At 70.0% G+C, this 13,507-nt stretch carries 15 protein-coding genes; 6 read left to right on the forward strand and 9 right to left on the reverse strand.

Annotated features, from left to right (window positions below; translation table 11 throughout):
* Positions 1 to 48 precede the first annotated feature (48 nt).
* A complete protein-coding gene (locus E1293_RS35395; protein ID WP_132202516.1) occupies positions 49 to 243 on the forward strand; it encodes a hypothetical protein in 195 nt (64 codons plus the stop codon).
* The gene (locus E1293_RS35400; protein ID WP_132202518.1) at positions 240 to 1,388 is read left to right on the forward strand and encodes an SGNH/GDSL hydrolase family protein; all 1,149 of its coding nucleotides are present in this window, start codon (positions 240 to 242) and stop codon (positions 1,386 to 1,388) included. The genes E1293_RS35395 and E1293_RS35400 overlap by 4 nt, the downstream gene beginning before the upstream one ends.
* 120 nt (positions 1,389 to 1,508) lie before the next feature.
* Here E1293_RS35400 and E1293_RS35405 read toward each other — a convergent pair whose 3' ends face one another.
* Both E1293_RS35405 and E1293_RS35410 read right to left on the reverse strand, forming a co-directional pair.
* Positions 1,509 to 1,721 carry a DUF397 domain-containing protein gene (locus tag E1293_RS35405; RefSeq protein ID WP_132202520.1) on the reverse strand — a complete coding sequence of 71 codons (213 nt, stop codon included), beginning with the start codon at positions 1,719 to 1,721 and terminating at the stop codon, positions 1,509 to 1,511.
* Positions 1,718 to 2,548, reverse strand: a complete 831-nt coding sequence (locus E1293_RS35410) for a helix-turn-helix domain-containing protein (RefSeq protein ID WP_132202522.1) — start codon at positions 2,546 to 2,548, stop codon at positions 1,718 to 1,720. The genes E1293_RS35405 and E1293_RS35410 overlap by 4 nt, the downstream gene beginning before the upstream one ends.
* Before the next feature lie 129 nt (positions 2,549 to 2,677).
* Here E1293_RS35410 and E1293_RS35415 point away from each other — a divergent pair, with 129 nt between their 5' ends.
* Both E1293_RS35415 and E1293_RS35420 read left to right on the forward strand, forming a co-directional pair.
* Positions 2,678 to 2,905: a hypothetical protein gene (locus E1293_RS35415; RefSeq protein WP_132202524.1), complete on the forward strand. Its 228-nt coding sequence runs from the start codon at positions 2,678 to 2,680 to the stop codon at positions 2,903 to 2,905.
* Positions 2,906 to 2,990: 85 nt separating this feature from the next.
* Positions 2,991 to 3,296, forward strand: coding sequence for a hypothetical protein (locus E1293_RS35420; protein ID WP_132202526.1), 306 nt, complete (start codon positions 2,991 to 2,993; stop codon positions 3,294 to 3,296).
* A 47-nt stretch (positions 3,297 to 3,343) separates the two neighbouring features.
* On the opposite strand, the gene E1293_RS35425 is transcribed toward E1293_RS35420, so the two are convergent.
* The 3 genes from E1293_RS35425 to E1293_RS35435 form a co-directional block, all read right to left on the reverse strand.
* Positions 3,344 to 3,961 (reverse strand): RloB family protein, encoded by a 618-nt coding sequence (locus E1293_RS35425; RefSeq protein ID WP_132202528.1) that lies wholly within the window; start codon positions 3,959 to 3,961, stop codon positions 3,344 to 3,346.
* Positions 3,942 to 5,201, reverse strand: a complete 1,260-nt coding sequence (locus E1293_RS35430) for an AAA family ATPase (protein WP_132202530.1) — start codon at positions 5,199 to 5,201, stop codon at positions 3,942 to 3,944. The genes E1293_RS35425 and E1293_RS35430 overlap by 20 nt, the downstream gene beginning before the upstream one ends.
* Before the next feature lie 378 nt (positions 5,202 to 5,579).
* Entirely contained in the window at positions 5,580 to 7,253 is a 1,674-nt protein-coding gene (locus tag E1293_RS35435; protein WP_132202532.1) for a hypothetical protein, read from the reverse strand.
* A 188-nt stretch (positions 7,254 to 7,441) separates the two neighbouring features.
* On the opposite strand from E1293_RS35435, the gene E1293_RS35440 reads away from it, so the two are divergent.
* The gene (locus E1293_RS35440; RefSeq protein ID WP_243717024.1) at positions 7,442 to 8,029 is read left to right on the forward strand and encodes an RNA polymerase sigma factor; all 588 of its coding nucleotides are present in this window, start codon (positions 7,442 to 7,444) and stop codon (positions 8,027 to 8,029) included.
* The gene (locus tag E1293_RS47935; protein WP_165978542.1) at positions 8,026 to 8,982 is read left to right on the forward strand and encodes a hypothetical protein; all 957 of its coding nucleotides are present in this window, start codon (positions 8,026 to 8,028) and stop codon (positions 8,980 to 8,982) included. The genes E1293_RS35440 and E1293_RS47935 overlap by 4 nt, the downstream gene beginning before the upstream one ends.
* Positions 8,983 to 9,066: 84 nt before the next feature.
* Here E1293_RS47935 and E1293_RS35445 read toward each other — a convergent pair whose 3' ends face one another.
* From E1293_RS35445 to E1293_RS35460, 4 genes are all read right to left on the reverse strand, one after another.
* On the reverse strand, positions 9,067 to 10,341 hold the full coding sequence (locus tag E1293_RS35445; protein ID WP_132202536.1) for a thymidine phosphorylase: 1,275 nt from the start codon (positions 10,339 to 10,341) through the stop codon (positions 9,067 to 9,069).
* A gap of 3 nt (positions 10,342 to 10,344) precedes the next feature.
* Entirely contained in the window at positions 10,345 to 10,749 is a 405-nt protein-coding gene (locus E1293_RS35450; RefSeq protein ID WP_132202538.1) for a cytidine deaminase, read from the reverse strand.
* Positions 10,750 to 10,833: 84 nt separating this feature from the next.
* Entirely contained in the window at positions 10,834 to 12,192 is a 1,359-nt protein-coding gene (locus E1293_RS35455) for an ABC transporter permease (RefSeq protein WP_132202540.1), read from the reverse strand.
* A complete protein-coding gene (locus E1293_RS35460; RefSeq protein ID WP_132202542.1) occupies positions 12,189 to 13,331 on the reverse strand; it encodes an ABC transporter permease in 1,143 nt (380 codons plus the stop codon). The genes E1293_RS35455 and E1293_RS35460 overlap by 4 nt, the downstream gene beginning before the upstream one ends.
* Positions 13,332 to 13,507 lie beyond the last annotated feature (176 nt).

Genomic DNA, 13,507 nt, shown 5'->3' on the forward strand with positions numbered 1-13,507 from the left:
CCCCGTCCCCGAGCCCCAGCAGTCCCCCGCTCTTGAAGGAGCCGGCAAATGAACACACTGCCCGAAGCGATCGGCAGCGCGCACGAGAAGCTCGGCGACCTGCGGTTCACCCTCGACACCGTGATCGGCGTGCACCACGACCGGGCGCTGTTCCGCTGGCACCTGGGCTCCGCCGCCACCGGCTACGACGTGGTGGAGTTCACCGGCGGCCGCCTTCAGAGCATCGTGGGCTTCTTCGCATGAGCGGCTGGAGCGCCGCTTGGACCACCTCGCCGCAGCGGCCGGGCGCCGGTTTCGCGCCCAACTGGTCCGAGGAGGGTTTCAGCGACCAGAGCGCCCGGCAGACCGTCCGGCTCAGCGTCGGCGGCGACTCCCTGCGGGTGCGCCTGACCAACCGCTACGGGACGGTGCCTCTCCAGATCGCCGGCGTCACGGTCGCCGCCGCCGTCGGCCGCGCCGCCGTCAGGCCCGGCACCTTGCGGGAGCTGACCGTTGACGGTGAACCGTCCTTCGCCGTCCCGCCCGGTGCCGACCTGGCCACCGACCCGGTGGCGTTCGCCACCGGTGCGCAGGACGCCGTGACCGTCACGATGTACCTGGCCGAGCCGTCCGGACCGGCCACGTACCACGCGCAGGCGCTCGCGACGACGCACCGGGCGAAGGGCGACCGCCTTGCCGACACCGGCGGCGCGGCCTTCACCGAGACCTCGCAGTCCTGGTACCACCTCAGCGCGATCGACGTGACCGGGACAGCGGGCGACGGCATCGTGGTGCTCGGGGACTCGCTCGTCGACGGAACCGGCGGCACCCCGGACACCGATCGCCGGTTCCCCGATCTGCTGGCACGGCGGCTGGCCGCGGCGGGACGGCCCCGCGCGGTGCTGAACCAGGGCATCGGCGGCAACCGGGTCACGGTCGACTCGCCCTGGCTGGGCGACCGCACCCCCGCCCGGTTCGACCGGGACGTCCTGGCCCAGCCCGGCGTGAGCACCGTCATCGTCCTCGCCGGGATCAACGACATCGCCATCAGCGAGATCGCGGACGCGTCACCGTTCCCGGTGCTCGCGCCCTACACCGAAGTCTCCGCGGACGAGGTCATCGCCGGGCACCGGGACATGATCGACAGGGCGCGGGCCGCCGGCCTGCGGACGGTCGGGACGACCCTGTTGCCCATCCGCGGCTCGGCCTTCTCCACCACGCGCAGCGAGGCCAAGAGAGCCGCGGTCAACGCCTGGCTACGCGAGTCGGGCGAGTACGACGCGGTCATCGACCTGGCTCGCGCGATGGGCGACGTCCTCGCCCCCGCCCACGACTCGGGCGACCACCTGCATCCAGGTGACGCCGGATACCGGGCGATGGCCGACGCCGTGGACCTCGCCGCCCTCTAGGAACCACCGGGCGCTGCCACGCGCTCTCCCGCACGTGGCAGCCCCCGGTCATCGTCTGGGCAGGGCCAGGGTCGCCGGGTGCGGCCGGACGCCACCACCGAACGCCCGCCCCGCGCACGCCTACCGCCCCAAGTCGAACTCGCTCGCCTTCACCCGCCGCGCGAACACACGCCACTCAGTCGCACCAAACGCCAGCCGAGCACCTTCCGGATCCTTCGAATCCCGCACCGCGATGGCTGGAGCCATGCCTGCGACCTCCACGCAGTTGCCACCTTGACCACCGCTACGAGTGCTCTTACGCCACTGGACGTCAGGCAGGTCGGGAATGCTCATTCGTAATCCTCCAGTGACCTCATGACCAACTCGAGCGACGCGCTCACAGGTAGCGCCTCACCCATAACAAGGTGAAAGCGTATCGACGTCGCTTCGACCCTACTCGGATCGTGGGTGAGAAGCCCCGACCCCGGGTACTCCAGGTATGCCGCCTTGTGCCCGTCCGACAACTCCAGCATCTCGAAGGAGCCATCGAGGCCTGCCCATGTGATCGACTCGAAAGGGAGTATCCGGACCTGGATATTCGGTGATTCGGTCATCACGTGAGCCAGGTACGCCAACTGCTCCCGTATGGCTTTCCGGCCACCCGCCGGCCTGCGGAGAACAGACTCGTCGATCACGAACCACATGCGGGGCGGCTTGGGCCTCTGAAGGATGGCCTGCCTGGCGATCCGGGCCGTGACGAGGCCGTTCAGTTCGTCTTGCGGCTGCCCAGCATCCATGATTGCTCGGGCGTAGGCCTCCTTCTGGAGAAGGCCTGGGATCACTTGGGCCTCGAAGCCGTAGATCGAGGTCGCCTTCGCCTCATGGGCGACGAATTCGGGGAAGCCGGGTGGGAAGGCCAGACGCTTTCCCATCCGTTCGATCTGCTTCGCCATGTCCTCGAAGGACTTGGTCGGGACCTTGAAGTAGGTGTCCAGGTCGATCGCGGAGGCGATGGACGGCTTGGTGCCGGTCTCCATCTTCTCGATCCATGCGTATGTGCAGCCGAGGGCGTCGGCCAACTGGGGTCGCGACAGCCCCGCCGCTTCGCGGTATCCGCGCAGGACGATGCCGAAGGTGCGAATAAGCGGGTCACGAGTATGGGCGCCTGGCTCGGCGGTCATGGGGGCCGCTCCTCGGGTCGGGGGCGATCATGGTTGGTGCGTTGTTGTGCTCGGTCCGTAGCTCAGCGTAATGGCTACCCGTGATGCTGGTCACACGAAATCGGTCAGGTGAGTGATCAGGGGTCCGGAATGGATGCGCGGGAGCGGGACGAGTTGGAGCTGGGGCGGCTGCGGGACGACTTCGGCGGGTGGCGGATCTGGCGGGCCGTCAAGCGGGACGGCCGGCTGGGCGAATGGGTGGCCAGCCTGCACGACCCCCGCGTGGGCGTCGAGCCGACGCTGATGTTCCCCTCCGCGCTTCTCCTTCGGACGGCGCTGCTGCGGCAGGCCGAGAAGGCGCAGGTCCGGAACCGCTGACGCCGCCCCACGAACGCGGCGCGGCCGGTGGACAGCCCCCCAGGCCCACCGGCTGCGCCGTCCCATCAGAAGAGAGGCGAGACTCATGACTTCGGGAAAGCACGCCGTGGCCGGCGTCCTGCCCACCGGGCCCAACGACCGGCGTACCCACCTGGACGCGTTGCGGGTCGCCATGGAGGGACGGCCGGAATTCGCGTGCGGGATCGTCGAGCGGCGGGGTGTCGCGTGGGTGAGCGTCGTGCGGGTCGGCGCGTCCCGGCGGATGGTCGAGGTCGGGTGCGACTACGTCCGGTCCGGATGGTGGTTCACCTGGTCGGACGGGCGGCCGATCGCGCCAGTGCGGAACGTCCAGAGCGTCATCGCTCACCTCGTCCGTGAGCTGAACGCATGAGCGTGGGCTGGCTGAACTCGATCGCGCTGCCCCGCCGCCGGTGCACGCTACTCGGCGGAGGGGCCACGGATCTTCTCCACCAGTCGCCAGACTGAACTCGAAGGGTTGGGAGGTAGGCCGTCGCCATCATGCAGCCTGCGCGCTCTCCCGCATGCGTCAACGACGCCGATTTCGAAGTCCTCGAACCGTGTGAGTGCCTTGGACCACCCCGGCCGCAGTACCTTCAGCGCCTTCTCCGCTTCCTTCGCCGATTGGAAGGGACGCGTGTGGTCCCGGCAGTGCAGGATCAGCCACAGCTCGAAGGAGGGCGAAGAGAACGCGATGCCGAGGTCGCAGCCCTGGGCCTCTTTGAGCACCTCGTTGACGAGCCGGTCGTCCAGTTCCGTGTCGAGGACGCACCAGACTTCGTCGTACTCAGCTTCTCCGCAGCGGCGCGTGGCCTCCCGTGCCAGCGCCACGTGATCGCAGCCGGGTGCGTCGATGGCGAGTTGCGGCCCGCGGCGCGTCCTCATCCCGCTGAAGTACTGCTTCTCGGTCTTGCCCTCGCACAGGATGAGCAGGCTTCGACGCTCTTCCCGGGTTCCGCCGGGGCGGCGGCGGAGATCGGTCTGCGTGTTGAACGCCCGGTTCGACCGGCCACCCGGCCTACGGCTCTTCGGAGACATCCCCGGAGTCCTCTCGTGCGGCCAGGGCAGCGGCGAACAGTCCGTCATCGATCAGCGGCACGGCGCCGTAGCGGCCCGCGAGGTACCGGCGCTCCCGATTCTCCTCACTGCGCGGCTTGAACTCGGATACCGGGAAGAGCGCAGTGGCTCCGCACTCGTCCTTTTCGGTGAACCAGATATGGTCGCGAAGAAGGACCTCCTCGCCCCGCATACGTCCCAGCAGCGAGGCGTCATGACTAGTGAAGATCAGTTGTGCGCCACGGGCGTTGACGTGCGGATCGCGGAACAGTCTGATCAGTTGTGCGGCCAAAAACGGGTGCAGACTCGAATCGAGTTCGTCGACGACGAACGGGCTCCCCAGGTCCAACGACCGGAACGCGGATCGTCCCAGACGGTACAAAGACCGGGTTCCCGTCGACTGCTCCGACAGACTCAAGGTCACGTTGCCGTCCGCGCCCCGATGCTGGAAATGCAGGCGCTTCCGGCGAGGTGGGGGCCTCCCTTCACCACCCCAGACCATGCTAACGCGCGCAGCGTACTCGTCATCGCTCTCGTCGAGCATGACGGTGTCGACGATTCCCGTGTCGGCCGCACGCAACAGGCTGGTCAGACGTATCGTGTCCTCAGAGGCAAGCCCCGGCGGCGGCAACGCATTCGCTTTGTTCGAAGTCCGCCATCCGATCTTCTGAAACCAGTCATAGACCGGACGCAGGACCTGCTGCCTGGATCTCGCCGCCACGGACAGGAAAAGAACATTGGGTTCAGTGAGCGGCTCGGCCTGACGCAGGCCCTTGGGCGAGTGCTCACCGTAATCGAACACATCACCGCGCCGATGGAATATGACCCGCCTCTTCTTGAGCGGATAGCTGTACATCCACTCCTCGACGATCTGGACATCGTCGAGCGCGAACCCATAAGTGTGACGGACTCCGTCGATGTCCACATCCACCACGAAGGTGGACACTTCCGCCGGCATCTCATCGTCCAGGGCGAACGGATGGCGCTCAATCCCCCTGCCCGGCTCATTCTCCCTGAAGGACCAGCGCACCATGTAGGCCATGTACTGAAAGGCGTCCAGCAGGTTGGACTTGCCCGAGGCGTTGGCTCCGAAGATCCCTGCGACCGTCAGCGCCTCCCAGGGGACGTCCTCCGGCCGGCCGGAGGCGTAGACGGGCGTGAGCAGCAACTGCTGCTCCGAGCGCAGCGAGCGATGGTTCGACGCACGGAAACTCAGCAGCATCCGACCTCTAGCCTCCACCTCACGCAGGTAACGCCACGATTTTTGCAGGAAATCTGCTTCTGAGTCTACTTGACACCCAAGTCAATCCGATCAGGGCCGCCGGGACGAGGGGCTGACGGACGAGCGGTCAGGATCGCGAGCTCGAAATGTGACACCAAAGCGCCCAGGAGTGGGGCGGCGCGAGGGGCGGATGGTCGAGGTCGGGTGCGACTACGTCCGGTCCGGATGGTGGTTCACCTGGTCGGACGGGCGGCCAATCGCACCGGCGCGGAGTGTTCAGGGAGTCGTCGCCCACCTCGTTCGTGAGCTGGGGGACGTGTGAACGCCGGGGCCCGTGAAAGCGACGGCCCCGCCGTGGGTGCGGCGGGGCCGCCGGGCTCAGGAACGCCGGCCTCTGACCGCGTACGCGCGGATCACGGTCTGGTCGACGCCCGCGGCCGTGACGCGCAGTGAGGCGAACCCCGACGCGGGGTTCGTCAGTGTCGCGGCCCACTCCGTTCCTTTGCGCCGGACCGTCACCGGGGTCCAGGTCTTGCCGTCGTCGTAGGAGATTTGGAGGGACGGCCGGGATTGCGGTGCGCGGTCCACCGTCAAGGTCAGCTCCTGCCTGGCCCCGGCGTCGGCGGTCGCGTCGTCGTCGAGCGGCGTCCGGTAGCGGATGGACGGGAGGGCCACGACGCCGTCGTCCCGGACGGTGAAGTGCCACACCGCGTGCTGGCGGGTCGCGAGCGGCGAATAGGAGGCTTCACGCTTCTCATCGATGGTCAGCGTGTAGTTCCCGGGCGGGGGAACGGGCCAGCCGTGGGCGGTGCCAGGCTGGTCGCTCTCGTAGACGACCCGTCCGGTGGAGTCCCGCAGGACCGAGGAGCCGCTCGCTCCGGTGTAGGGCGCGAGGGCGCTTCGGCCGTCCCAGGTCGAGTGCATGTGGACCGCCAGTGCCGGTTCGTCTCCGCTGCCCCAGATGACCACCGGACGGGCCGGGCCGAATGGAGCCGGGGTCAGATTCCACTGGTGCGGGCCCGGCTCCGCGAAGCGGACGGTCCGGTTCCAGAACTCGGTCTTGTCGAATTCGAAGGCGCAGTCCGGCGTCGTGTTCATCCAGTCGATGTCCCAGGCGACGCCCGGTGTGTAGTACTCGGTACGCGTGGCGGGTGCGGCGCCGACGCCGGTGAAGAAGCCGATCCCGCCGCCCTCGGCCCAGTCCGGGGCGGCGTGCCCGCCCGTGCAGGTGGGACGCCCCTCCGTCCCGTACCGGACCCCCACCTTGGCCATGTCCGCGGTTTTCACGTGGAACGCGGGGTTCGCCGGAATCCGCTCCTGCCGTTCGGCCACCACGTTGTACACGTACGGGCTGCCGGATTGCATGCCGTTCCTGGTGATGACCGCTTGCGTGGTGAAGACCAGGCCCGCCTCCGGGTCGGTGGGCGTGACATAGCCGTTCTTGAGGGGAACCCCCCAGATCGTGACCATCGGGGTCCCGCCGAGCCGCTGGGTGATCTTCATGGCTCCGTCCAGCGTGCGGGCGTCCGCGCGGTCCACGGAGACAGAGACCGGCCGGGCCTCCCGGGCGTCGAGGACGAGCTTGGTCGCGTCCCGCACCAGCACGCGGGGGCGGTAGACCACGCTGGTGGAGGCGTCGCCGTTCCCCTCGGGCGTTTTCACGTACGCCACCACCGCGTACTCGCCCGCCGGAAGTCGCCCTTCGACGTGCCCCGTGTCGAGTTCGCCGTACAGCGGGTCACTTCCATCGAGGGGATAGAAGATCACGCCGTTCGCGTCGTCGGTCGCCGGGGGCTTGCCGTTCCGGTCGAGGACGTCGATGACCACCTGCACCCCGTCCGCGGCTTTGGACGCCAGGCGCCGCGTCTTCGCCGGCCGGTGCTCGGGTTCGGTGACGGCCTCGTCCCGCAGCCCATGCGGATACCGATCGCGGACGGACCTGGCGGAGGCGGACTGGGCGGCCGCAGGCGGGGACGGCGACGGGGCCGCCGCTGCCTGGTGCGGTGTCGCGAACGTCGTCGTCGCGGCGGCCGCCGCGACGAGCGTGATCATGCCGGTACTCTTCCTGGCTGCCAAGGATCTCCCTCTCCACGGGCGCCCGCGCGGCTGCGCGGGCCTCGTCCAGAGGAATGTCCGGCACCAAAAGATCATTTCGCCTGAAATGCTCTTCCGGAAGCCGGACATTCCCCGACCGTCGGGCACGCAGCGTCCCTGCGGGGCGCCCGCCGAGAGGAGATGGTTTGGGAAACGAACGCTCGACCCGGTTCGAGGAGCTGTACGAGGCTCATCTCGGACATGTCACGGGCTACGTGCGGCGGCGCACGGGCGATGCCGACGACGCCGCGGACGTGATAGCCGAGACCTTCCTGGTCGCCTGGCGCCGCCTCGACGACGTCCCACCGGGTGAGAAGGCGCGCTTCTACCTGTACGGCGTCGCGCGGCGGACCCTGGCGAACCTGCACCGCGGGCAGCGGCGGCACCGGGACCTGACCGCCAAGATCGGCCGGAACCTCGCGGCGGACCTGGCGGCGGCACCGATCCCAGATCCGGAATATCCCGAGATCAGTGCGGCCTTCGGCGCGCTGCCGGAGGACGACCGGGAACTGCTCGCCCTGGCCTCCTGGGAGGGACTCGACAACGGTCAGATCGCCACCGTGCTCGGCGTGACCCGCAACGCGGTCCGGATCAGGCTGCATCGGGCCCGCCGCCGGCTCGCCCGTGAGCTGGAACGCCGCGGAGCCGGCCACCTGGTCGCCCGCGCGTCCGCCGCGCCGTCCGCCGCAAAGCCCGATCATCTCGCACCGTCCGGAAAGGCAGGATCCGCATGACCACCGACCTCGACTCCCTGATCCGTCAGGCGGCGCCGCTCTCGGACGCCGAGGCCCTGCGGCCGGTGCGCGCGGACACGCGGCGCGAAATGCTCGAACAGATCACCGCCGCGGAAGTCGCGGACCCCGCTGAGGCGGCCCGGCCGCACCGGGCGCCGCGTGCGCGGCGCCGCCGCTGGACGATCGGGCTGCCCCTCGCCGTAGGTGCCGCCTGCGCGGTCGCCGTGACGGCCCTGGTCGCGCAGCCGGACGGGCACGCCACGAGGCCGCATCCCGGATCGTCCCCGAGCGGCCGGTCCGGCGGGTTCGACCCGCAGCCGGTCGCGGCGCTGAGCTTCACCAAGTCAAAGGACCACATCGACGTCCGGATCAAGGACCCGCTCGCCGATCCGCGGCGCTACCAGGAGGAGTTCGCCGCCCACGGCATGCACATCAAGCTGACCATGGTGCCGGCCTCGCCGAGCGTGGTCGGCACGATCGTCATGCAGGCCGACGGTTCGGGCCCGGACAAGCGGAAGATCCAAACGATCGAGGAGGGACGCTGCGTGACCGGGGGCGGCGGCGACGGGAAGTGCCTGCGGGGACTGCGCATCCCGACCGGCTACCGCAACAACGCGGAGATCGCGTTCGGCCGCAAGGCCCGTCCCGGAGAGCAGTACAACAGCACGAACAGCGCATTCGCACCCGGCGAGGCCCTGCACTGCTTCGACATCAGGGGACTCACCGTCGAGCAGGCGGAACAGCGGCTCAAGCAGCGCAAGGTGACCGCCACGATGTTCCACTGGGACATCAACAACTACGGCTACACCGAGGGACGCGACAAGCTCCCCGGCAACTGGTACGTCACCGATGCCGATCCATGGGCCGCAGGGCAGGTCATGCTGTCGATCCAGGAGGACCGGCCGGACACCAAGAAGAGCGCGTACGGCCAGGCCCTCTTCAAGGGCTGCTGATCCGCCGCTGAGGTCCGGCGTCCGTCCGCGGGACGGGCGCCGGGCCGCTCCTCCCGGCCGTTTCCCCGCGGCCTGCACTGACCGTCAGGACACCCGGTCGATGATCAGCGGGTGCAGGGACGGCTCTCCCGCCTCGGCGATCGAGTAGGCGCCGTCCACGGACTCCAGGGCGCGGGCGAAGCGGGTCTCGTCGTCGGCGCGGAGGGTCAGCAGGGGCTCGCCCGCACGGACCGTGTCGCCCGGCTTGGCGTGGCAGATGACGCCCGCGCCGAACGAGACCGGGTCCTCCTTGCGGGCGCGGCCGGCGCCCAGGCGCCAGGCCGCCACCCCCACGCCGTAGGCGTCCAGCCGCGTCAGGACGCCCGCGGACGGGGCCGTGACCACGTGGGTCTCGCGGGCGGACGGCAGCGGCGCGTCCGGGTCGCCGCCCTGGGCGGTGATCATGCGGCGCCAGACGTCCATGGCGGAGCCGTCCTTCAGCGCGTCGGCCGGGTCCTTCGCGGCCAGGCCGGCGGCGGCGAGCATCTCCCGGGCCAGCGTCAGGGTCAGCTCGACCACGTCGGACGGGCCTCCCCCGGCGAGCACCTCGACCGACTCGGCGACCTCGACCGCGTTGCCGACCGCGTTGCCCAGCGGACGGTCCATCGCGGTGAGCAGCGCGACCGTGCGCAGCCCGTGGTCGGTGCCGATCGCGACCATCGTCTCGGCCAGCTCGCGGGCGTCGTCCACCGTCTTCATGAACGCGCCGGACCCGACCTTGACGTCCAGCACCAGCGCGCCGGTGCCCTCGGCGATCTTCTTGGACATGATCGAGGACGCGATCAGCGGGATCGACTCGACCGTGCCGGTCACGTCGCGGAGCGCGTAGAGCTTGCGGTCGGCGGGCGCCAGGCCGCCGCCCGCCGCGCAGATCACCGCGCCCGCGGAGCCCAGCACGTCCAGCATCTCCGCGTTCGACAGCGACGCCCGCCAGCCCGGGATCGACTCCAGTTTGTCGAGCGTCCCGCCGGTGTGGCCGAGGCCGCGCCCCGACAGCTGCGGGACGGCCGCCCCGCACGCGGCCACCAGCGGCGCCAGCGGCAGGGTGATCTTGTCGCCGACGCCGCCGGTGGAGTGCTTGTCGGTGGTCGGACGCTCCAGCGCCGACCACTCCATCCGCTCGCCGGACCGGATCATCGCCTCCGTCCACCGGACCACCTCGGGACGGGACATGCCGTTCAGCAGGATCGCCATCGCCAGCGCCGACATCTGCTCCTCGGCGATCGCGCCGCGGGTGTAGGCGTCGACCGCCCAGTCGATCTGCTCGGGGGCCAACGCCCCGCCGTCACGCTTGGCGCGGATGACATCGATGGCGTCCACGGATCACGCTCTCTCAACTAGGTCGTCCGGGCCGAACGCGTCGGGCAGGACGTCCGACATGGGCAGGATGCCGCGCACGGTCTCCAGCAGCATGGGCGCGCCGCCGTGCTCCCAGAGGAGCTGGCGGCAGCGCCCGCACGGCATCACCGGGTCCCCGTGCTTGTCGACGACCGACACCGCGACCAACCGCGGGCGGGACGACTTGCCGGGCCCGTGCAGCGCCGACACGAGCGCGCACTCCGCGCACAGGCCGACGCCGTACGAGGCGTTCTCGACGTTGCATCCGGTGATGACCCGGCCGTCGTCCACCAGCGCGGCGGCGCCGACGGAGAAGCCGGAGTAGGGGCAGTAGGCACGGGTCATCGCCTCCCGCGCGGCGTCGCGCAGGGCAGGCCAGTCGATCTCCATACGCCCAACCTTTCAGTTCGCCGGCCGAGTTGACCTGCGGCGTGTTGTTGTTTTGACGGCCTCCTAACAACAACACGCCGCAAATCAACGGGCCTCGCCGCGCCGGTAGCGGAGACCGTTGGCGGCGGGCATGCGGAGGCGCTGGCTGGCCAGGGCCAGGACGAGCAGCGTCGTCAGGTGCGGCGTGAACGAGACCAGCTCGCCGGGGACGATGTCGCTCAGCAGGAACCAGATGAGCAGCGCGGCGGCCGCGACCAGCGACAGCACTGCGCCCAGGTAGGCGCCCCGCATGTCGCGGCGGCGCGCCACGTCCACCGCCGCCCCCGACCGCAGCCGGTTCGCCTTGACGCCCTGCCACACCGCGATGGCGATCAGCAGGATCGCGACGAACAGCAGCAGCGCGTGGACGGACTGCCCGCCGCCGCGCACGTTCATCGCGTCGGTGTAGCCGAACAGCAGCGAGCCCGCGGTGAGCCCGCCGGGCCGCCAGTTGCCGAAGATCATGGCGGCGAGGCCGATGAAGCCGCGGCCGTTGGTCTGGCCGTCCTGGTAGAACGGGGCGGCGACGGTGACCAGGAACGCGCCGCCCAGCCCGGCGAACCCGCCGGAGATCATCACGGCGGCGTACTTCATCCGGTAGACCTGCACGCCGAGCGACTCGGCCGCGTACGGGTCCTCGCCGCAGGACCGGATCCGCAGCCCGAACGCCGTCCGCCACAGCACGAGGAAGCTGGCCGGGACGAGCAGCAGCGCCACCAGCGTCAGCAGCGACATGTCGCTGGTCAGCCCGCGCACGATGCCCGCGATGTCGGAGACGAGGAACCAGTGGTGCCCCTCCAGCGAGCCGAGCCAGTCGGGACTCTGCCAGCCGCCTATCTTGCCGCCGGACAGCACCGGCAGCGTCAACGTCTTGATCGAGTCGACCGGCGGCGACTGCCGCGGCCCGCCGCCGAGCGCCTTCGCCTCGCCCTTGTCGAAGATCAGCCCGGCGAGGAACTGCGTCAGCCCCAGCCCGAGGATGTTGATCGCGACACCGGACACGATGTGGTCGACGCCGAACGACACGGTCGCGATGGCGTGCAGCAGCCCGCCGAGCGCGCCGCCGATGATCCCGGCGAGGACGCCGATCCACGGGCCCCACTGGTAGCCGGCCCAGGCGCCCGTCCAGGTCCCGAGGATCATCATGCCCTCGAGACCGATGTTGATCACGCCGGACCGCTCGGACCACAGCCCGCCGAGCCCGGCCAGGAAGATCGGCACGGCCAGCCGCAGCGCCGCGCTGATCGTCCCGCTGGAGGTCACCGGGTTCGCGTCGTCGATCACCCGGACCAGCGACAGCAGCACCAGCATCCCGGACGCGATCAGCAGGTAGTGCGGCCAGCGCAGCCGGCGCTTGCCGTTCGCGGCCTTCTTGACGGAGACCGTCCCGGTCGCGGTGCTCATGAGGCACTCCCAGCGGCCTCGCGGGCCAGGTCGTGGCCGGTGGCCAGCTCGGCGGCGACGGCCCGCTGCTGCAGCCGGATCTCCCAGCGCCGGACGAGCTCGTACACGATGACGACGGTCAGCACGACCACGCCCTGCATGACCCCGACGATCTCCTTCGGCACGTCGACCTCCTGGAGCACGTCGGAGGTCTGGTCGAGGAAGGCGAACAGCAGCGCGGCGAGCGCGATGCCGGCCGGGTGGTTGCGGCCGAGCAGCGCGACCGTGATGCCGGTGAAGCCGAGCCCGGCCGGGAAGTTCAGCGAGTACTCGTAGGACGCGCCGAGCAGCTCCGGCATGCCGATCAGGCCGGCGACCACGCCGGACGCCACCATCGTGTAGACGATCATGCGGCGGGCGTTGATGCCGCTGGCCTGCGCCGCGGACGCCGACAGCCCGGAGATCTTCAGGTCGAAGCCGAACCGGGTGCGGTTGATGACGACCCAGAACACGATCCCGACGATGATCGCGAGCGGCAGCAGCCCGTACACGTCGCCGGGCAGGTCGATGCCGATCGAGGACAGGAAGCCGTTCAGCCCGCCGACCCGTCCCGACCCGGGGATCTGCGGCGTCGCGACGTTGTTGCTGCCCGGCCGGACCTCGGCGAGCCGCTTGTCGTTCAGCAGGTAGGCGATCAGGCCGGTCGCGATCGCGTTCAGCATGATCGTGGACAGCACCTCGCTGACCCCGCGGGTGACCTTCAGCACGCCGGCGATCGCGGCCCACAGCCCGCCGACGACCATCGCCGCGACGATCACCAGCAGCTGACCGAACGGGGCGGGCAGCGCGACCGCGCCGCCGAGCGCTGCGGCGAGGAACGCGGCGAGCCGGTACTGGCCGTCCACGCCGATGTTCAGCAGCGCCATCCGGAACCCGATCGCGACCGCGACCGCCGACAGGTAGTAGCGGGTGGCGCGGTTCAGGATGTCGACGATCGAGTTCTCGGTGGTGCCGTAGTCGACCATGCTCTGGATCGAGCTGACCGGGTCGGCGCCGGTGATCCGCAGCAGGATCATCGTGATCGCGAGGGAGATCAGCAGCGCCAGCACCGGCGCGCCGATCTTCAGCCCGAGCCCCCGCGGGCCGAGCCCGCGCAGCATCGCCTTCCAGGACGGCACCGGCTCCGGCAGACCCGCCCCGGACGCCCCACCATCGGCGGCAGCAGGCCCCTCGTCCGGAGACGCCCCGCCCTTCGACGCTTCGCTCTCAGGTGCTTCGCCCTTGGGCGTCCCGCCCTTCGGCGCTTCGTTCTTGGGCGCCTTACCCTCTGGGGCTT

This window comes from Actinomadura darangshiensis, from assembly GCF_004349235.1.
GTDB classification, from domain to species: Bacteria; Actinomycetota; Actinomycetes; order Streptosporangiales; family Streptosporangiaceae; genus Spirillospora; species Spirillospora darangshiensis.

Excerpts from the sequence above, each read along its gene's own strand:
- E1293_RS35395 (WP_132202516.1), top strand. The coding sequence starts at position 49 with ATGAACACACTGCCCGAAGCGATCGGCAGCGCGCACGAGAAGCTCGGC.
- E1293_RS35400 (WP_132202518.1), top strand. The coding sequence starts at position 240 with ATGAGCGGCTGGAGCGCCGCTTGGACCACCTCGCCGCAGCGGCCGGGC.
- E1293_RS35405 (WP_132202520.1), bottom strand. The coding sequence starts at position 1,721 with ATGAGCATTCCCGACCTGCCTGACGTCCAGTGGCGTAAGAGCACTCGT.
- E1293_RS35410 (WP_132202522.1), bottom strand. The coding sequence starts at position 2,548 with ATGACCGCCGAGCCAGGCGCCCATACTCGTGACCCGCTTATTCGCACC.
- E1293_RS35415 (WP_132202524.1), top strand. The coding sequence starts at position 2,678 with ATGGATGCGCGGGAGCGGGACGAGTTGGAGCTGGGGCGGCTGCGGGAC.
- E1293_RS35420 (WP_132202526.1), top strand. The coding sequence starts at position 2,991 with ATGACTTCGGGAAAGCACGCCGTGGCCGGCGTCCTGCCCACCGGGCCC.
- E1293_RS35425 (WP_132202528.1), bottom strand. The coding sequence starts at position 3,961 with ATGTCTCCGAAGAGCCGTAGGCCGGGTGGCCGGTCGAACCGGGCGTTC.
- E1293_RS35430 (WP_132202530.1), bottom strand. The coding sequence starts at position 5,201 with ATGCTGCTGAGTTTCCGTGCGTCGAACCATCGCTCGCTGCGCTCGGAG.
- E1293_RS35435 (WP_132202532.1), bottom strand. The coding sequence starts at position 7,253 with ATGATCACGCTCGTCGCGGCGGCCGCCGCGACGACGACGTTCGCGACA.
- E1293_RS47935 (WP_165978542.1), top strand. The coding sequence starts at position 8,026 with ATGACCACCGACCTCGACTCCCTGATCCGTCAGGCGGCGCCGCTCTCG.
- E1293_RS35450 (WP_132202538.1), bottom strand. The coding sequence starts at position 10,749 with ATGGAGATCGACTGGCCTGCCCTGCGCGACGCCGCGCGGGAGGCGATG.
- E1293_RS35455 (WP_132202540.1), bottom strand. The coding sequence starts at position 12,192 with ATGAGCACCGCGACCGGGACGGTCTCCGTCAAGAAGGCCGCGAACGGC.
- E1293_RS35460 (WP_132202542.1), bottom strand. The coding sequence starts at position 13,331 with ATGCTGCGCGGGCTCGGCCCGCGGGGGCTCGGGCTGAAGATCGGCGCG.